14 protein-coding genes and 2 pseudogenes are annotated in these 18,887 nt (G+C 72.7%); 5 read left to right on the forward strand and 11 right to left on the reverse strand.

All coding sequences use genetic code 11. The features are described 5' to 3' along the window. Positions 1–27: 27 nt before the first annotated feature. Entirely contained in the window at positions 28–732 is a 705-nt protein-coding gene (locus tag ABT342_RS08525; protein ID WP_351568982.1) for a DUF5995 family protein, read from the forward strand. A gap of 79 nt (positions 733–811) precedes the next feature. Further along, positions 812–1,741: an LLM class F420-dependent oxidoreductase gene (locus tag ABT342_RS08530; protein ID WP_351568985.1), complete on the forward strand. Its 930-nt coding sequence runs from the start codon at positions 812–814 to the stop codon at positions 1,739–1,741. Between the two features lie 272 nt (positions 1,742–2,013). On the opposite strand, the gene ABT342_RS08535 is transcribed toward ABT342_RS08530, so the two are convergent. The 7 genes and pseudogenes from ABT342_RS08535 to ABT342_RS08565 all read right to left on the reverse strand — a co-directional run bounded on the left by ABT342_RS08535 (position 2,014) and on the right by ABT342_RS08565 (position 10,453). Then, positions 2,014–3,729 (reverse strand): flavin monoamine oxidase family protein, encoded by a 1,716-nt coding sequence (locus ABT342_RS08535; RefSeq protein WP_351568988.1) that lies wholly within the window; start codon positions 3,727–3,729, stop codon positions 2,014–2,016. Positions 3,730–3,774: 45 nt separating this feature from the next. Then, positions 3,775–4,587, reverse strand: coding sequence for a carbon-nitrogen hydrolase family protein (locus tag ABT342_RS08540; RefSeq protein ID WP_351568991.1), 813 nt, complete (start codon positions 4,585–4,587; stop codon positions 3,775–3,777). Between the two features lie 189 nt (positions 4,588–4,776). Next, positions 4,777–5,232: an Lrp/AsnC family transcriptional regulator gene (locus ABT342_RS08545; protein WP_351568994.1), complete on the reverse strand. Its 456-nt coding sequence runs from the start codon at positions 5,230–5,232 to the stop codon at positions 4,777–4,779. Positions 5,233–5,242: 10 nt separating this feature from the next. Continuing rightward, positions 5,243–6,724: an amino acid permease gene (locus ABT342_RS08550; RefSeq protein WP_351568997.1), complete on the reverse strand. Its 1,482-nt coding sequence runs from the start codon at positions 6,722–6,724 to the stop codon at positions 5,243–5,245. Positions 6,725–7,011: 287 nt separating this feature from the next. Beyond that, complete coding sequence (locus tag ABT342_RS08555; RefSeq protein WP_351569000.1) at positions 7,012–7,395, reverse strand: DUF742 domain-containing protein; 384 nt, start codon at positions 7,393–7,395, stop codon at positions 7,012–7,014. A gap of 105 nt (positions 7,396–7,500) precedes the next feature. Beyond that, positions 7,501–7,914 (reverse strand): annotated as a pseudogene (locus ABT342_RS08560) (roadblock/LC7 domain-containing protein); the annotation flags it as partial. Beyond that, on the reverse strand, positions 7,907–10,453 hold the full coding sequence (locus tag ABT342_RS08565) for a sensor histidine kinase (RefSeq protein WP_351569002.1): 2,547 nt from the start codon (positions 10,451–10,453) through the stop codon (positions 7,907–7,909). The pseudogene ABT342_RS08560 and the gene ABT342_RS08565, both read right to left, overlap by 8 nt. Before the next feature lie 195 nt (positions 10,454–10,648). Here ABT342_RS08565 and ABT342_RS08570 point away from each other — a divergent pair, with 195 nt between their 5' ends. Then, the gene (locus ABT342_RS08570) at positions 10,649–11,644 is read left to right on the forward strand and encodes a GDSL-type esterase/lipase family protein (RefSeq protein ID WP_351569005.1); all 996 of its coding nucleotides are present in this window, start codon (positions 10,649–10,651) and stop codon (positions 11,642–11,644) included. A 58-nt stretch (positions 11,645–11,702) separates the two neighbouring features. Here ABT342_RS08570 and ABT342_RS08575 read toward each other — a convergent pair whose 3' ends face one another. The 3 genes from ABT342_RS08575 to ABT342_RS08585 form a co-directional block, all read right to left on the reverse strand. Further along, on the reverse strand, positions 11,703–13,145 hold the full coding sequence (locus tag ABT342_RS08575) for a GuaB1 family IMP dehydrogenase-related protein (RefSeq protein ID WP_351569008.1): 1,443 nt from the start codon (positions 13,143–13,145) through the stop codon (positions 11,703–11,705). 104 nt (positions 13,146–13,249) lie between these two features. Further along, positions 13,250–13,612 carry a barstar family protein gene (locus ABT342_RS08580; protein ID WP_351569010.1) on the reverse strand — a complete coding sequence of 121 codons (363 nt, stop codon included), beginning with the start codon at positions 13,610–13,612 and terminating at the stop codon, positions 13,250–13,252. Continuing rightward, complete coding sequence (locus ABT342_RS08585; RefSeq protein WP_351569013.1) at positions 13,609–13,995, reverse strand: guanyl-specific ribonuclease; 387 nt, start codon at positions 13,993–13,995, stop codon at positions 13,609–13,611. The genes ABT342_RS08580 and ABT342_RS08585 overlap by 4 nt, the downstream gene beginning before the upstream one ends. Positions 13,996–14,074: 79 nt before the next feature. Here ABT342_RS08585 and ABT342_RS08590 point away from each other — a divergent pair. Next, a pseudogene (locus ABT342_RS08590) lies at positions 14,075–15,232 on the forward strand (type I glutamate--ammonia ligase); the annotation flags it as partial. Positions 15,233–16,644: 1,412 nt separating this feature from the next. Further along, positions 16,645–17,763: an amidohydrolase family protein gene (locus ABT342_RS08595; RefSeq protein ID WP_351569016.1), complete on the forward strand. Its 1,119-nt coding sequence runs from the start codon at positions 16,645–16,647 to the stop codon at positions 17,761–17,763. Positions 17,764–17,808: 45 nt separating this feature from the next. Here ABT342_RS08595 and ABT342_RS08600 read toward each other — a convergent pair whose 3' ends face one another. Continuing rightward, a complete protein-coding gene (locus ABT342_RS08600) occupies positions 17,809–18,867 on the reverse strand; it encodes a sugar-binding transcriptional regulator (protein WP_351569019.1) in 1,059 nt (352 codons plus the stop codon). Between the last annotated feature and the right edge of the window lie 20 nt (positions 18,868–18,887).

Here is an 18,887-nt window from a genome sequence, read left to right on the forward strand (position 1 = left end):
CGAGCGCAGGGCTGGGACGCTGCCCCCATGGCGCAGATCGAGGAGTTCGCAGCCCGGCCCGGACCCCTCCGCCTTTCGGTCGGGTCGGTGGTGGCGCGGATGCGGGCGCTCCACTCCGGCTGGCCGGCGGCGGACGGGGTCGCGGTCTTCAACCGGGTCTATCTGGCCGTCACCGAGGAGCTCGACCGGCGCATCGACCGCGGCGACTTTCCCGACCGGCGGGCGGCCGGCACGCTGGCCGTTCTCTTCGCCGAGCGCTATCTGACGGCCGTCGACACGGTCGCCGGGGGCGCGCGGCCGCCCGCCTGCTGGCGTCCGCTGTTCCAGCACCGCCGCCATCCCGGCGTACGTCCGTTGCAGTTCGCGCTGGCCGGGATCAACGCGCACATCGGGCACGATCTCGCGCTGGCGGTCGTGGACACCTGCCGTACGCTCGGCTGCGAACCTCCGGCGATGGAGAGGGAGTTCGACCGTGTGGGCGACATCCTCACGATGCTGGAGGAACGGATCCGCGAGGATCTGATGCCCGGTCCCGATCTGCTGGAGATCGCCGATCCGCTCACGCATCTGCTGGGCTCCTGGAGTCTGGAGCGGGCCCGCGACGGCGCCTGGTCGGCGGCGCGGCTGCTGTGGCGGCTCCAGGAATTTCCGGAGCTTGCCGATGAGTTCACCGAAAGGCTGGACACGGGTGTCGGGCTCGTCGGGCGCTGCCTGCTCACCCCCTGGCCCTGACACGAACTGACGCGAACCGCACGCGAACCGCACGCGAACCGACCACGCACTGACGCGCACCGACGCGAAGGAGTACAGCATGGCGATCCGGCTCGGACTCGGGCTCCCGCAGATGAAGCAGTACGACATCGGCCGCGACATCCCCGGGGTGGCCGCGGCGGCCGAGGAGACCGGCTACGACAGCCTGTGGGTGTTCGAACGGGTGCTGTTCCCGGAGCCCGCGACCCAGGGACTGTACGGAGTTCCGGGCCTCCCCTGGCCCGACCAGTACCGCGGTGTCGCCGAACCGACCGTATCGCTGACCCTGGCGGCTGCCGCGACGAGCCGGGCGCGGCTCGGCACGAGTGTGCTGATCGCGCCGCTGCACATTCCCTTCCAGCTGGCGCGTACGCTCGCCACGCTCGACGCGGCGAGCGGCGGCCGGGTCGTGGCGGGCTTCGGCACCGGCTGGTCCCTCGACGAGTACGCCGCCGCGGGCGTCGCCCCGTTCGAGAAGCGCGGCGCGGTCCTGGACGAACTGCTGGACGTGTGCCAGGCCGTGTGGGGCGCGGACCCGGTCACGTACGAAGGCGCGCTGACGAAGATCGCCCCCTCCGTCGTCGGCCCCAAGCCCGCCCGGCCCATCCCCGTCCTGCTGCCCGGGCACAGCCCGCGTGCGCGGCGCCGGCTGGTGGACAGGGCGGACGGCTGGATGCCGGTCGCGGCGGGCCCGGAGCAGCTCGCCGAGGACTGGCGGCAGATCCAGGAACTGGCGGCCGAGCGGGGCCGCGAGAAGCCCCTGGAGGTGGTCGTACGCGCCAACGCGGCGTACCGCGCGAAGCCGCTGGACAGCGGTGACCGTCAGCCGTTCCACGGCAGCGTGGACCAGATCGTGGAGGACCTCGCGGCCCACGCCGCGCCCGGTCTCGACGAGTTCCTCGTCGATCTGTCCGCCGGCGCACGGGACGCGGAGGAGCTGAAGGACGCCGCGGCGGCGGTCTACGAGGGCGTACGCGCCGCGGGCATCTGACCCCACGACGAAGCCGCCGCCGACCGGGGTTTCCGGCCGGCGGCGGCTCCATGACCACCCGGGGCCGACCGGGTCACGGCCGGCGGCGGGGGCGAATTCATAAGGCTCGGCGCCCCGGGGGGGGCGAGTGAGCCGAAGGGGCGCGCGGCTGCCGAAAGGGAGAACGCGAGGAACGAGCGACCGAGCACGATCGACCGTCGGGAGCCGCTTGAGCGCCCCGGTGGGGGTCCCCCCGGCCGGAGGCCAGGGGGAGAACCGAGCCACAAAAAGGATCAGTCCTCAGGCAGCTCCACCGGGGCGATCTCGTCGAAGACGTCACCGGGACCGGGGTTGGTCGCGTCCGTGTCGCCGCCGAAGTGGTGCATGACGCCCCACACCGCGTTGAGAGCGGTCTGCACCGCGCCCTCGGCCCAGCCCGCCGTCCAGGAGATGTCGTCGCCCGCGAGGAAGATGCCGCGCTTGTCCTCGGGGAGGCGGTCCTGCATGAAGTGGGTGAACAGGCGGCGCTGGTAGCGGTAGTGACCCGGCAGGTTGGCCTTGAACGCGCCCATGAAGTAGGGCTCGTTCTCCCAGGAGACCGTCACCGGGTTGCCGATGATGTGCTTCCGGATGTCGGCCTTCGGGTAGATCTCGCCGAGCGACTTGAGCATGACCTCCATGCGCTCGTTCGCGGACAGCGGCAGCCACTTGAGGCTGTCGTCGCACCACGTGTACGAGAGGCAGATCACGGCCGGCTTGTCGGGGCCTTCGTCCAGCAGGTACGTGCCGCGCGTCATCCGGTCGGTCAGCGTCATCGACATGACGTCACGGCCGGTCGGATTTCCCCTGTCGTCGACGGCCTTGTCCAGCCAGAACGGCCGGTCGACCGGAACGAAGAGCTTGCTCGACTCCATGTAGTGCGTGCGCTCCATCGCCGTCCAGTGGTCGATGGGGAAGAGCGAGTCGTCGCAGGCGATCTTGGAGAGCAGCATCCAGGACTGCGCGGTGAAGATGGCCGCCTGGTACGTGCGGATGTCGCCGGAGGCGTCCGTGACGGTGACGCGGTTGCCGGCCGTACGGTGCAGCCGGGTCACCGCGGGGCGCGGCGCGCCCTCGTGCAGCGTCGACAGCGACGTGCCCTGGGCCCAGTGCACGATCTTCTCGGGCTCGCGCTCCCACAGCCGCAGCGGCAGCTGCTGCGAGCCGCCGACGATGCCGCGGTGGTGGTCGTCGGCCTCGGTGTAGACGACGCGGAGGATCTCCAGGATGGAGTTGGGGAAGTCGGTGTCCCAGCCGCCGGTGCCGAAGCCGACCTGGCCGAAGATCTCGCGGTGCCGGAAGGACTTGAAGGCCTCGGACTCGCAGAGGAAGCCGTAGAAGGTCTGGTTGTCGAGCTTCTCGACGAGCTTCGCCCAGATCTCGCGGATGCGCGGGACGTCCCGCTCGCGCATGGCGCGGTTCATGTCGGAGAAGTCGGCGCCCTCCTCCAGGCAGGCGTTCCACGCGTTCATCACGTCGCGGTAGACCTGCGGGAGGTCGTCGATGGTCTCGGCGTAGTGCGACTCGCCCTTGAGGTCGACGACCGTCGAGGGGGTCGACTCGGCCAGCGGGTTGGGGAACGCCTTCGTCTCCAGGCCCACCAGGTCGATGTAGTACTGGAGCGCGGTCGACGAGGGCGGGAAGCGCATGGCGCCCATCTCGGCGGTCAGCCCGTCCGTGCCCGTGCCCTCGAAGCCGACGGTGCGCAGCCGGCCGCCGATCTGGTCCGCCTCGTAGACGACCGGCTTGAGGCCCATCTTCATCAGCTCGTACGCGGCGATGATGCCGGAGAGGCCACCGCCGATGACGGCGACCTCGGCGCCGTGCTCGGTCGCGGGTATCTGGCCGATGCCCGCCGGGTGGGCGAGGAAGTCGTCGTAGGCGTACGGGAAGTCCGGCCCGAACATGGTGATGGGCGGCTGCTGCGCGTCGGCGTGCGGGACGGCGGTGGTGGGCACCGTGGACGTCATGGGGCTGTGACTCCTGGGTTCTGCTGATGCGGCGGGTTCAGCGGTTCAGCGGGTGAGGGACGCGTACAGGCCGGGGCGGCGGTCGCGCAGATACGGGTTGGCGGCGCGGGAAGCGGCGAGGAAGTCCGGGTCGGCGTCGCCGACGACCAGCTCCTCACCGTGGCCGGCGCGGGCCCTGGCGATGCCGTCGGGGCCGGCCAGGCAGCTCAGCCCGACGAAGTCGAACTCGCCCTCGGGACCGGTCCTGTTGACGTACGCCACGTACATCTGGCTCTCGAAGGCGCGGACCGGGACGAGCTTCTCGGCGACGAACTGGAAGGGGTGCATCTGGGCGGTGGGCACCACCAGCAGATCGGTCCCGGCGAGGGCGTGGCCGCGTACGTTCTCGGGGAACTCGACGTCGTAGCAGATCATGATGCCGACGCGGAGGCCGCCGAGCTCGGTCTGGACGACGGGCTCGTCGCCGGGCGTGAACCACTCCTGCTCGAAGCAGCCGAAGAGATGCGTCTTGCGGTAGTTCGCGAGGCGCGTGCCGTCGGCGCCGATGAGCTGCGCGGCGTTGTAGACCAGCTCCGCCTGCTCACCGGTGCCCCGCTCGGGGTAGCCGTAGAGGACGGCGAGACCGTGGCGTACGGCGATCTCGGCGACGGCCTGTGCGGAGGAACCGTCGGCGGGCTCGGCCAGGCGGGGTACGTCGGCGCCGATGGCGTAGCCGGTGAGGAACATCTCGGGGCAGACGAGCAGCCCGGCGCCACAGGCCGCGGCGCGGGCCGCGTGGGTGTCGAGGATCTCGAGGTTCTTGGCGATGTCGCCGGGGGTCCCGGAGCTCTGGAGCAGGGCGGTGCGCAGCGGCGGCATGGACGTACCTCGGAAGGGAGTGGCGGGGGTGTCAGGGCGACGCTAAAGACGGTACGTTTCGGCGTTCTGCCCGGACAAGGCGCGACTGTTGCGGACCGAGTGTTGATCCATTGCGTGGTTCAGGGGGTCGGCGGCGATTCGTTGCGTGCCACCGGGGCGGGGTTTCAGCCACCCCGGGGCCGGCCGGTGTCAGGCGGGCGAGCCGGACGAGAACCGCCGCAGCAGGGGCGACAGCACCAGCACGGACTTGGTGCGGTCGACGTACGGCTCGCCCGCGATGCGCTCCAGGACGCGCTCGAAGTGGCGCATGTCGGAGGCGAAGACCTGAACGATCGCGTCCGCCTCACCGGTGACGGTGGAGGCGGACGCGACTTCCGGGTACCGCTCGAGACCACGTCGGATGGTCTCGGGCGAGGTGTTGCTGCGTGCGTAGATCTCGATGTAGCCCTCGGTCTCCCAGCCCATCGCGGCCGGGTCGACGCGGACGGTGAAGCCGGTGATGACTCCGTCCGCCCGCAGCCTGTCCACGCGCCGCTTCACGGCGGGCGCGGACAGGCCGACGAGCGAGCCGATGTCGGCGTAGGAACGACGCGCGTCCTCGGCGAGGGCGTGCACGATGCGTTCGTCGAGATCGTTCAGTCGCACAGGGGGTGGATCACTTCTCTGCTGATACCGGTGTCTCCGGCGTTGCCAGTCGGGAACGGCGCAGGCCGTACAGGAAGTAGAACACGAGCCCGGCGACCATCCAGCCACCGAAGTACATCCAGGTGGCGGGCGGAAGGCTGAACATCATGTACGCGCAGAACCCGAAGCCCAGGATCGGGGTGACCGGGAACAGCAGCACGCGGAAGGTGCGGTTCATGTCGGGCCGCGTGTAGCGCAGGATGATCACGGCCACGTTGACCAGGGCGAACGCGAAGAGCGTGCCGATGCTGGTGGCGTTGGCCAGTTCACCCAGCGGGATGAAGGCCGCGAGGGCGCCGCAGAAGACCGAGACGATCACGGTGTTGGCACGCGGGGCGCCGGTGCGCGGGTTCACCTTGGCGAACACCTTGGGCACGAGTCCGTCGCGGGACATGGCGAAGAGGATGCGCGTCTGGCCGTACAGCACGGCGAAGACGACGCTGGCGATGGCCACGACCGCGCCGGCGGCGAGCACGACGCCCCAGAAGCTCTGGCCGGTGACGTCGGTCATGATCTGGGCGAGTGCCGCCTCGGTGCCCTCGAAGTCCTCCCACGGCATGGCGCCGACGGCGACCAGGGCGACGAGGCAGTAGAGCACGGTGACGACGAGCAGCGACAGCATGATCGCGCGCGGCAGGTCCCGCTTGGGGTTCTTGGCCTCTTCACCGGCGGTGGAGGCGGCGTCGAAGCCGATGTACGAGAAGAAGAGGCTGGCCGCGGCCGCGCTGATGCCGGTGACGCCGAGGGGGGCGAGCGGGGCGTAGTTGCCGGCCTTGATGCCCATGAAGCCGATGCCGATGAAGAGCAGCAGCGTGACGATCTTGACGCCGACCATGATCGAGTTGACGCGGGCGCTCTCCTTGGCGCCGCCCATCAGGAAGACCATGGCCAGGAGCACGACGACGAGTGCGGGGAGGTTGATGTAACCGCCCTCGCCGAGCGGGGCCGATATGGAGCCCGGGATGGTCACGCCGATGGTGCCGTCGAGCAGCTCGTTGAGGTACTCACCCCAGCCGACCGCCACGGCGGCGACCGAGACGCCGTACTCGAGGACGAGGCACCAGCCGCAGATCCAGGCGATGAGCTCGCCCATCGTCGCGTACGAATACGAGTACGAGGAGCCGGACACGGGGACGGCTCCGGCGAGCTCGGCGTACGAGAGGGCCGAGAACAGGGCGGTCAGGCCCGCGACGACGAAGGAGATCGCCACGGCCGGGCCGGCCAGCGGGGTGGCTTCGCCGAGGACGACGAAGATGCCGGTGCCGAGCGTGGCACCGATGCTGATCATGGTCAGCTGCCACATCGAGAGCGAGCGGCGCAGACTGCCGCCGTCACCCTGGCCGCCCTCGGCGACGAGTGTCTCGACGGGCTTGCGTCGCATCAGGCGGCTGCCGAGCCCGGGGGCGCGCTGCGGCTGGGGAGTGACGGGTGGCGCTGCGCCATGATCCAACACTGGGGAGGCTCCTTATCGCTGCCTATCGGGAGGCGGCGACCGGGCGAATCTCCTGTGCGGTTGCGCGGGCATGGCTGAGCAGGCCTGAGCGGTGGGATTCGCCGAGCAGGCGGTCCCCGCCACTCCACGTACAGGGAGCGACCCTACGAGGTGGGGGTTCCCGACCGTAATGCACGAGCTTTGCGCACCTGCGTAAGATCGTTGCGTCATTCGGGCGGTGGCAGAGGAATGTTGCACAGCCACGCAAAACCGTTCAGATCTGGCCCGGATCTCCGCCCGGATCCCGCTCAGATCTCGCGGAGCCGGTCGGCGATCTCACGCAGCAGCGCCGGCTCCCCCGGCCCCGTGCGAAGCGCCGGGGGCACGACCCTGACCAGCCCCGCCTCGACCAGGTCGACGAGCAGCACCCGGACGACCGTGAGGGGCAGATCAGCGTCGGCGGCGATCTCCGCGACCGGCCGGACGCCTCCTCGGCGCACCAGCTCCAGCAGCAGGGCGCAGGCATGGCCGAGCCTCGGTGCCGATTGCTCGGGACCCTCCGGCGCGACGGCTGTGACCTGCGACATCAGGTCGATGTGGTGCTCCGCGGCGGGACGGGTCCGGCCCCGGGTCACGGTGTACGGCCGCACCATCGACCCGGTTTCGTCCTCGTACCAGTGCTGCTCACTCACGGGTCAGGCGTCGGTCGCGTCGGATACGTCGGTCACGTCGGTCGCCTCCGCTTCCGCGGTCGCCGCGGTCGCCTCAGCCGTCTCAGCCGTCTCAGTCGCCTTCGTGGCCTCGGATGCCGAGCGCGCCGGGACGGACATGTGCCGGCCCACGCGCCTGACCAGCAGCGTCATCTCGTGGGCGAGCTGTCCGACGTCGGTCTCGACATCGCTGAGCACGGCGAGGCGGCTGCCGTCGCCCGCGGGGGTGATGAACAGATAGCCACGATCGAGCATGACCATGGTCTGCCGCACCTTCCCCGCCCCGAAACGCGCGCCGGTCTCCTTGGCGAGGCCGTGGAAGCCCGCGCACACGGCGGACAGATGCTCGATGTCCCGCATGGGCATCCCCCGGGACGCGCAGGTGACCAGCCCGTCGGCCGTCAGCAGCACGGCCTGGCGGACGTGGTCCGTCCTGGCCACGAGGTCGTCGAGCAGCCAGCCGAGGCCACCGGGGTAGTCGTCGTCGCTCGGGTCAGTCATCGTGGCCCGTCCCTTCGTCGGTCGTACGGGTCCTGGGCGCGTCGTCACCGGCCGGTCCCGGCCGGTCGGCCCTGCGGCCTCGGTCCAGCCCCCGCTGGAACGCCCCGAAGATCGCCCTCATCTCCTCCGGGCCGACCTCCCGATCGGGCTCCCCCCGCCCTGCCTCGACCGGCTCTTCCCTCGGCGGCGCCTCCCGCAACGGCTCGGCCAGCGACGCCTGCCGTACGCGCTTCGGCAGCGCGCGCGGCCCGGCGGCCGGGGGGACCGCCCCCGGCACGGACGGCTCGACGTCCCCGCGGGTGTCCGCCCCGGTGCGGGTCCCGGTGTGCGCCTCGGCGCCGGTCCCGGTCCCGGTGTCCGCCCCGGTGTCCGTCGCGGTGCCGGTCCCGGTGCCCGCCCCGGTGTCCGTCGCGACGCTCGTCTCGACAGCCGTGTCATAGCTCGTGCCGACAGCCGTCTCGACAGCCGCCTCGGTGGCCCGGGGCACCGCGGGCCCGAGCGCGAGCGGGGCACGCCCGCCGCCGTGCGCACCGGCGCCCGGCCGCACCGCCGTGGCACCCCCGCCGGACCGGGACCGGCGGCCCCGTATCGGCAGGGTGCGGACGACCGCGTCGTCGTCGGCGGGCGCCACCGGGGCCGTGATCGTGTGCGGGAGGAGGACCACGGCCGTGGTGCCGCCGTACGCGGAGCGGGTGAGGGAGACGGTGATGCCGTGGCGGCCGGCCAGACGGCCGACGATGTAGAGGCCCAGGCGCTGGTCCTGGACCGGGTCGAAGTCGCCGGGGCGGGCGAGGGTCCGGCGCGCGCGGGCGAGTTCGTCCGCGTCCATGCCGAGGCCGCGGTCGTCGATCTCCAGGACGAAGCCGTTGCGGGCCGGCCCGGTGCGCAGGGTCACCTGGGTGTGCGGCGGGGAGAAGACGGTGGCGTTCTCGACGAGTTCGGCGACGAGGTGGACCACGTCCGCCACCGCCTCGGCGGCGACACCCACGGGCGGCATCGGCGGGATCTCGACCCGGGTGTAGTCCTCGATCTCGCCGGCCGCCGCGGACACGACGTCGACGAGCGGCACGGGGCCCCGCCACCGCCGGCCCGGCGCGGCACCGGAGAGGATGATCAGGCCCTCGGCGTGGCGGCGCATACGCGTGGTCAGGTGGTCGATCCGGAACAGGTCCTCCAGCGTGTCCGGGTCGCTGGTGCGCCGCTCCAGGGTGTCGACCAGCTTCGACTGCCGGTGCACGAGCGCCTGGTTGCGCCGGGCGATGTTGAGCAGCACCGCGAAGATCCCGCGGCGCAGGGTCGCCTGCTTGACGGCGGCCTCGACCGCGGCCCGGCGCGCCGCGTTGAGGGCCCGGCCGACCTGGGCGATCTCGTCCGCCCCGCGCTCGTCGTCGCCGAAGTCCAGCGGCGGTGCGACGGCGGCCGCGTCGACCTCCTCGCCCGCGCCGAGCCGCTCCATCACATCGGGGAGCTGACGGGTGGCCAGCAGGTCGGCGGCGTCGCGCAGTTCCTCCAGCCGCCGCGCGATCCGCCGTCCGGCCGAGACCGAGAGCCAGATGGACAGGACGACGGCGACGAGCCCGACGACGCCGACGACCGCCGCCTTGACCATCTCGCGGTACGCGAACGCCTTCCCCCGGTCCGCCGCGTTGATCGCGGACTGGGTGCACAGCAGCATGTAGCGCCGCACCGCCCGGTCCGTCGTCGTCCGCCAGGAGTCCGCCGCGACCGCCTCCCCCGCACCTGACGCACCGGCGCGCAGCAGGGCGTCCTCGCCCGAGGTCAGGGCCCGGTACTCGGCGCCGCGCTGGAAGTCCGTGAACAGGCCGCGGGAGTCGGCCGGCAGGTCGGGGACGTACGTACGGTGAAAGACCCGCCGGTCCTCGATCGTCGCGGTGAGCATGTCGTACTCGCGGTCGGTGAGGCCACCGGAGGCACGCGCCCCGGCCACGAGCGCGTCCTCGCGGGACACGAACTCCCGCACCCGGACCAGCTCCACCACGACCTGCGCCTCCCGGGCCAGTTGCCCGGCCTGCAGCGCCGTGAGCGTGGACTGTACGTCGAACGTCGGCTCGACGATCTCCGTGTACGCGTCCACCGCCCCGCTCCAGGAGACCGTCCGGGCGAGCACCCGCTCCCGCAGCCCCTCAAGGTCCCCGGCCGCCCCGGCCATGGCGTCCAGGGACTCGCGCTGCCGGTCGGAGAGGTCCTCGCGCAGGTCCTGGTCGCCGATCGCGTCCCGCATGGCCCGGACGGCGCGGTCGGTCGCACGCTGCTGCTCCAGGAGCGCGGCGAGGTCGGCGTGCCCCCCTCCGCCCAGATACGCGGCGGCGAGCCTGCGCTCGATCTGGATCTGCCCGACGGCCGTGTCGACGGGGGTGCCGAAACTCTCGTACACGCCCTGGAGCCGGAACAGGGCCCGCAGATCGCCGGTCACGGACACCATGGCGAAGCTCCACAGCGTCACCAGGGCGATCACCGGCAGCACGGTGAGGGCCACGATCCGGCCACGGATCGTGGGACGGCGCAATCGCCGGCGCATGGGCTCCCCACAGGTTAGTGACGGCTGACCAGGGTGGTTACCGCGCGGTAGGGGCAGTCAAGCTACGCGATCCGGCCACGCGGACGCAACGCTTCCGCCGGTAACCCGGACCGTGCACCTCCCTTCCTGCGCGAGGGAGGGGTAGGAGTGAAGTCCGCGCGTCACCACCGGCCGAACGATCGGAGGACCCACGAGATGACCTGGCTCGATCCCGGACCCTTCCTGCGCGGCGTGGCCTGGCGGGACGGCGACCGCGTGGTGCGGGCCGACCCCGCCGATGCGGGCCGGCTGGCGTGGGACATCTGCGAGCGGGCGGCACTGCCCATAGGCGTACGGCTGGAGTTCACCGTGCCGGACGGGGCGCGGGCGATCGAGGTGCGCTACCGGGCCCGGCTGCCCGGACCGGGCGACGCGCTGCGCGAACTCGCGCACGGCTTCGCGCTGTGGCGGGGCGGGCACTGCGTCGGCGAATCGTTCGCCGCACCCGCCGAGGAGACGGCCGTCACGATCCAGCTCCCTCCCGACGAGGGCCCGTTCACCCTCCATCCGCCCGAGTCGCACGCGCCCGTGATCCTCGGTCTGCGCGGGGTGGGCGGGAGCGTGCTGCCCGCGCCGGCACGGCCCCGCTGGCTGGTGCACGGCGACTCCATCACGGAGGGCTGGTGGTCCACCCGCCCCGCCCACTCCTGGCCCGCGACCGCCGGCCGCGCCCTCGGCCTGGACCCGGTCAACCTCGGCTACGCCGGTGCGGCGCGCGGTGAACTCCCCGTGGCACAGCAGCTGGCGACCCTCCCCGCCGAACTGCTCACCCTCGCCTTCGGCACCAACTGCTGGTCCGGGATCCCGTACTCGGCCCCGCTGCTGTACGAGACGACCCGCGCCTTCGTCACGCTCGTACGGCAGGGACACCCGCGCACGCCCCTGTTGCTGCTCTCCCCCGTGCCGCGCCCCGAGGCCGAGTCGACGCCCAACGCGCTGGGTGCCACGCTCGCCGAGCTGCGTACGGCGATGGAGGAGGCGGCCCGGGACCTGGTCGCGGCGGGCGACGCACGGCTGGCGGTGCTGTCGGGCCGGGGCCTGCTGACGGCGGAGCACCTGGCGGACGGTCTCCATCCGAACGACGCGGGCCATGCCGTGCTGGCGTCGGCGGTGGCGGACGCCCTGCGCGCCGCGGGGTTCGTCAGGCCCTGAGGCACGGGAACGGCCCCCGGGAAGACATCCCGGGGGCCGTTCAAAAGAGCGATGGAGACTAGCTCCAGCTGGCGTGCAGCGGCTTGCCCTCGGCGTAACCGGCGGCGCTCTGGATGCCGACGACCGCCCTCGCGGCGAACTCCTCCAGCGAGCCCGCGCCCGCGTACGTGCAGGAGGAGCGGACGCCCGCGATGATCGAGTCGATCAGGTCCTCGACGCCCGGACGCTGCGGGTCGAGGAACATGCGCGAGGTGGAGATGCCCTCCTCGAAGAGCGCCTTGCGGGCCCGGTCGTACGCCGACTCCTCGCTCGTACGGTTCTGCACGGCGCGTGCGGAGGCCATGCCGAACGACTCCTTGTACGGACGCCCGTCGGCGGTGTGCTGGAGGTCGCCCGGGGACTCGTACGTACCCGCGAACCAGGAACCGATCATCACGTTGGACGCACCGGCGGCGAGGGCCATGGCCACGTCGCGCGGGTGACGGACACCGCCGTCGGCCCACACGTGCTTGCCGTACTTCTTCGCCTCGGCGGCGCACTCCAGGACGGCGGAGAACTGCGGGCGGCCCACGCCGGTCATCATGCGGGTGGTGCACATGGCGCCGGGGCCCACACCGACCTTGATGATGTCCGCGCCGGCCTCGATGAGGTCCTTGACGCCCTCGGCGGCCACGATGTTGCCCGCGACGATCGGGACGTGCGGGTCGAGCGCCCGCACGGCCTTGATCGCGCTGATCATCGACTCCTGGTGGCCGTGCGCCGTGTCGATCACGAGCGTGTCCACGCCCGCGTCGAGCAGCTGCTTGGCCTTGCCGACGAAGTCGCCGTTGATGCCCACGGCGGCGGCGATCCGCAGCTTGCCGTTCGCGTCGGTGGCCGGCGTGTAGAGCGTGGCGCGCAGGGCGCCCTTGCGGGTGAGGAGGCCCGCGAGCCTGCCGTCCTTGTCGACCGCCGGGGCGATCTTGCGGTTGGCGTTGTCGAGGGTCGTGAACGCCTCGCGCGGGTCGATGTCCGCGTCGATCAGCAGCAGGTCCTTGGACATGACCTCGGACAGCTGCGTGAAGCGGTCCACACCGGACAGGTCGTGCTCCGTGACGACGCCGACCGGGCGCTGCTCGGCGTCGACGACGACGCCCGCGTTGTGCGCCCGCTTGGGCAGCAGCGAGAGCGCGTCCGCGACGGTCTGGTGCGGGGTCAGCACGATCGGGGTGTCGAGCACGAGGTGACGCGTCTTCACCCAGGAGATGACGTCGGTGACGACCTCGATCGGAATGTCCTGCGGGATGACGACGAGACCGCCGCGGCGGGCCACGGTCTCGGCCATCCGTCGGCCGGCGATCGCCGTCATGTTGGCGACGACCAGCGGGATGGTGGTACCCGTGCCGTCCGGGGCGGAAAGGTCGACCCCCTGGCGGGAGCCCACGGCCGAGCGGCTCGGCACCATGAACACATCGTCGTACGTCAGGTCGTACGGCGGCTTGAGGTCATTGAGGAAACGCACGTGCTGTACATCCCAGTCGATCGGAGGGGTCCCGGAAGTTCATCCGGGGGAAAACGCACGTACTTCATTGTCCCATGACGGGGGGATGGAACGACCCCGGCCATTCATCCAGGACCGTGCGGCTTGCCTTCGTCGGTTCCTCCAAGGGCGATCAGTACGGCCAGTCGTCCCGGGAGCGTGTCGACGGCCTGGGCGAAGACTTCCTGGGCGATCGACCAGTCGTGGGGGCGGGCGGCGGCGAAGCCCTGCCAGCGGGACACGAGGACGAGCGTGCCCTCGTCGCCCGGCAGATCGGTGAGGCAGTCCGCGAGCGCGTCCCAGTTGCGGCCGAACCAGGCCGGGAGCTCCAGGTCGCTCGCGCAGCGGTCCATGAGGGACGCCTTGTCCGTGACCCCGTGGAGGTCGAGCACGACGACGTTCCGGCCGGGGACGGCACCGAACAGCGCGGCGAGGGGACCGTTCCTCATCGGAGCACTTCCCTGAACGTCTCGTAGTGGTCGTCGGTGTAGTAGATCTCGCCGTCGCGTCCCGTGACAATGCGGCGTGCTCCACGGTCGCTCTCGCCGGGCGTGGGGACGGTGTACTCGCGGTAGTGGCCGCGCTCCCGCTTCGGCAGACGCCCCTCGAAGTTCCCGAAGACCGCGCCGTCCTTCTCGTACGGGAACGGTCCGCCGCGGTCGATCAGCCGCAGGGTCTCGCGGGCCTCGGCGGGCAGCTCGGACGCGCCGACGGTCGCCGTGGCCCGGGTGCGGGTGCTCGGCGCGTCGGTGGCGGTGGCGCAGCCGGTCAGCATGATCCCCAGGCAGGCGAGGAGCACCAGGGCGGCGAGGCGGACGGGCCGGTACGGCATGGCGCCGATGGTGCCACCGGGTGCCCGGACGCGCGAACGGGGCACACGCGTGATGAACGCGGGGGGCCATGGGTAGGGAATGCCCGTGCAGCAAATTGATCAGACGCATCAGCAAACACAACAGACCGCGCGGCACGAGGCGGCACGGCTCACTGCCGAGGGCGTGCACGGGGTCGCGCTGACCTGGGTGGACAACGCGGGCATCACCCGGGTCAAGGCCATCCCCGTCGACCGACTGCCGCAGGCCGCGACGCGCGGCGTCGGCATGTCGCCCGTCTTCGACGTCTTCCTGGTGGACGACTCGATCACCACCAGCCGTCACATCGGTGGCCCGGACGGCGACCTCCGGCTCGTACCGGACCTGGACCGGCTGACGGTCCTGGCGGCGCAGCCGGGCTGGGCGTGGGCGCCCGTCGACCGCTTCGACCAGTCGGGACAGCCGTACGCGGCCTGTCAGCGGCTGTTCGCGCGGCGGATGGCGCAGCGCGCGGCGGAGCGCGGTATCGAGCTGAGGATGGGCTTCGAGACCGAATGGACCGTGCTGCGGGACGGGGAGCCCGCGGGCTCCGGGGCCGCGTACGGGATGGCCCGGGTCGTCGAGCTGTCGGACTACCTGGACGAGGTGCTGCGGAGCCTGGTCGCGCAGGGCGTCGACGTCCTGCAGATCCATCCCGAGTACGCACCCGGGCAGTTCGAGGTGTCGGTGGCGCCGTCCGACCCGGTCGGCGCGGCGGACCTCGTGGTGCTGGTCCGCGAGACGATCCGCGCGGTGTCGTCGCGGCACGGTCTGACGGCGCTGTTCGGCCCCGCTGTGGTGGCGGGCAGCGTCGGCAACGGCGGACACCTGCATCTGAGCCTGTGGCGCGACGGCCGCAACCTGTGCCGGGGCGGTTCGGGCCCGTTCGGGATGACCGTCGACTGCCAGGACTTCCTGGCCGGGGTGCTGGAGGCACTGCCCGCCCTGCTGGCCATCGGCGCCCCGTCCCCGGCGAGCTACCTGCGTCTGGAGCCCTCACGCTGGGCGGGTGCCTTCCAGTGTTGGGGCCTGGAGAACCGCGAGGCCGCCCTGCGCTTCATCACTGGCGCCCCCGACGACCCCGACGCCGCCAACGCCGAGGTCAAGTGCTTCGACGCGGCGGCGAACCCGTACCTCGTCACGGGCGCGGTCATCGCGGCGGGCCTGGCGGGACTCGACTCCCGCCCACCCCTGCCACCCCCGGTCCAGGGCGACCCGGGGGCGAGCGCGGACGCCCTGCCGGCCGCCACCGACCACCCCTCGGACCCCGACACCCCGTCGGGCCGGGCCAACTCGGTCGCGGGCCTGGGCGCCCTGGCAGCCGAGGCCGACCGCGAGCTGGGCTCGGGAGTCCCGACGGGCACGGGCGCTGCCGCAGCGGGGCAGGCCCACCGCGACTCGGGGCCGGGCGCTGCGGCGGGTCGGGCCCGCTCCGCCGTGGGCCTGGGCGCGCTGGAGGGTGAGGCCGACCGCGAGACGGGTTCAGGCGCCCCGGCGGGTCGGGGCAACTCGGTCGTGGGCCTGGGTGGCCGGGCGGCTGAGGCCGACCGCGAGACGGCTTCGGGGGCCCTGGCGGCCGCAGACGCCGCCACGGCGGGTCAGGCCCGCTCCGCCGGGGGCCTGGACCGCGAGACGGGTTCGGGTGCCCCGACGGGGCAGACCCACCGCGGCTCGGGGTCGGGCGCTGCGGCGAGTGGCGCGCCACGGCCGGGCGCGGACGGCCCGGCGGTCCTGAGCGACCCGATGGCGCCGGCGGGTGACGTACCCGGACCGGCGGAGCCGAGCCACCTCTCCGGAGCCGGGCGCGCGCCTGCCCCGGCGGCCGTCTCGATGGCCGGGATCGACCCGGCGGCCATCTCGGCCGCACCACTCGGCCCCGGCGACCCGGCTGCGGGCGCCGCGTCCGAACCGGCAGAGCCTCACCCGGTCCCCGACAGAGGGCACGCGGCCGTCAGCGCGGCCGCCGCGCCCGGTGAAGGCCACCCGGCCCAGGTCACCGCCCGTATCGAGCCCGGCCGCAAGGGGTCGCGTAACAAGGGTGCCTCGCGCCAGGGAAGCCCGGCGCCCGAGGAGGCCGAACCGCCGCCCCTGGCCCGCGCCAGCCTCTCCACAGGAACGGCAGGCGGGCCGACACCACCGCAGGCCGCGGCCCCGGCGGCCGTCCCCGCGCCGGGCGGCGAACCCACGAACGCCCCGGACGCGGCGTCGGCCAACGGACACAGGACCGCTCCCCGGGCGGCCGACGAGCCGCAGCCGGGCCCCGCCCCGGTCTCCGGCAGCGTGCCCGCACCGGGCGGCGAAGCCACCCCGCCCGCAGGCGCCGCGCACAACGTCCCCGCACCCGGCAGCGAGGCCGCCCCGGACCACGCACCGACGTCGGACAGGTCCGCCGGCGAGCCCGTACCGGGCTATGGAACCCGGACCGCCGCCGAACCTCCGACCGGCGGCGGCCCGCCCCGGCTCCCCCGGTCCCTGCCGGAGGCCCTGGCGCACTTCAGCCGCTCGGAGGTGCTGCGAGAGGCCCTCGGGGAGGCGCTGTTCGAGGCGGTCATCGCCGTACGCCGGGCGGAGAGCGAGCTCTTCGCGGGGCGCACCCCGCAGGAGATCGCCGACGCGACCCGCGGGCGGTACTGATGCGGCTCGCCCTGCCACCGCTGGTCGACCACCACTGCCACGGCGTCGTGCGTCACGGTCTGGAGGACGACGGGGCGTTCACCTCCTACCTCACGGAGTCGAACGCCCCGCCGGCCCCCGGCACCAGCTTCTTCGACACCCAGCTGGGCTTCGCCGTGCGCCGCTGGTGCCCGCCGCTCCTCGGGCTCGACCCGCACTGCCCGCCGGAGCGCTATCTGGCGCGCCGTCGTGAACTGGGGTCCGCCGAAGCGGCCCGGCTGCTGCTGCGGGCGAGCGGGACCGGCACATATCTGGTCGACACCGGCCTGCCGGGCGATCTCACCGGTCCCGGCGAGCTCGCGGAGCTCGGCGGCGGGTCCGCGCGGGTGATCGTACGGCTGGAGTCGCTCGCCGAGCGGACGGCGGACGCGACCCCCGACCCCGACGGCTTCCTCGAAACGTTCGGCACGGCCTTCATAGCCTCCGCGCGGACCGCGGCCGGGTTCAAGTCGATCGCCGCGTACCGCTACGGCCTGGCCCTGGAGCCGGACCCGCCCACGGCGGGCGAGGTCCACGCCGCCGCCGAGCGCTGGCTCGAGGACCGCCCGCCGGGCGGCCGGCTCACCGACCCCGTGCTGCTGCGGCATCTCCTCTGGTCGGCGGTCGGCACCGGGCTGCCCCTCCAGCTGCACACCGGCTTCGGCGATCCGGATCTGCGCCTGGACCACTGCGATCCGCTGCTGCTGACGGACTTCATCCGGGCCGTGGGGCCCGGCGGCTCGCCCCTCGTCCTGCTGCACGGCTACCCGTACCACCGGCACGCGGCGTACCTCGCCAACGTGTTCACACATGTGTACGCGGATGTCGGCCTGGCGCTGTCCCATACGGGTGCCCGGGCCGAGGCCGTCCTGGCCGAGGCGCTGGAGCTGACCCCGTTCGGGAAGCTGCTGTACTCGAGCGACGCGTACGGACTTCCGGAGCTGTACGTCGTCGGCGCCCGGGTCTTCGAGGACGCGCTCGGCCGTCTGCTCGACGGCTGGACGTCCTCGGGCGCCTGGTCGCCGCAGGACGCGGAACGGGTCGCGCACCTGCTCGCGGCAGGCAACGCGACCCGTCTGTACGGACTCACGGCCGACTGAGGAGCAGGACCGCAGCCCCGGCCCTCGGTCAGCCCGTCCGCCCGGTCAGTCGTCCGGGTCGGACCGCTCAAGCGCCGGGCGCGGGCCCGGCGCCGACTCGGTCAGGAGGAAGTCCGCGGCCGCCGTGTCCGTGACCAGGCTGGTCACCAGCCCGGACCGCAGCACCGCCCCGATCGCCGCCGCCTTGCGCTGGCCACCCGCGATCGCCACGACCTCCGGGATGCGCCGCAGCCTGTCGGCCTCGACCGTGATGCAGCGTTCCCCGAGGTCACGGCCGACCCGTCGGCCCTCCGAGTCGAAGAGATGGGCAGACATCTCGGCGGCGACGCCGAGCGAGGCGTAGTGCGCCCGCTCCTCGTCCGTCAGCATGTCGTGCACCGTCGAGATACCCGGCTCCCAGGAGCCGATGGAGACGCAGGCCACCGTCACCTTGTCGAAGTACTCGAAGGCGCGGGCGATGCCGGTCTGGTTGCGCAGGGCCGCCGCGGTCGCCGGGTCCGGCAGCAGCATCGGCGCGTAGATGGGGTGCGCCTCACCGCCGGAGACCTGGGCGGCCCGCCGGACCGCCTCCACGGAGCCGCGCTCCGCGGTACCGGCGTCGTACACCCCGGTCAGCTGGACGACCGTGCAGGGCGGCAGCCGGTCCAGCGCCGCCGCCATGTGGATCGTCGAGCGGCCCCACGCCAGCCCGAGCACGTCCCCCTCGGCCACCAGCTCGCCGAGCAGATCCGCGGCGACCTCGCCCAGGTTCTCCGGGTCGGGGGACGACTCGTCCTCGCCGCCGGCCTCGGACGACGGGGACTCGACGACCACCGCGTGGCGCAGGCCGTAGCGGGCGCGGAGCGCGTCGGAGCGCTCCGCGTCCAGTTCCGCGGGGACGCGGATCTCGATGCGTACGAGATCGCGTTCGAGCGCGGTCTCCAGGACCCGCGCGACCTTGAAGCGGCTGACGCCGAACTCCTCCGCGATCTGGATCTTGGACTTGCCCTCGAGATAGAAGCGACGGGCCATGGCCGCCGCCTGCACCAGTTCCGCGGGTCCCATCCGCAGGGCTGGTCGTCCCGCCGACATACCAGACACCGCGATCTCCTCACTGCTGTTCACACTCCGGAACCGTCATCCTG

It is taken from the genome of Streptomyces sp. NPDC000410 (assembly GCF_040300305.1).
Lineage (GTDB): Bacteria > Actinomycetota > Actinomycetes > Streptomycetales > Streptomycetaceae > Streptomyces.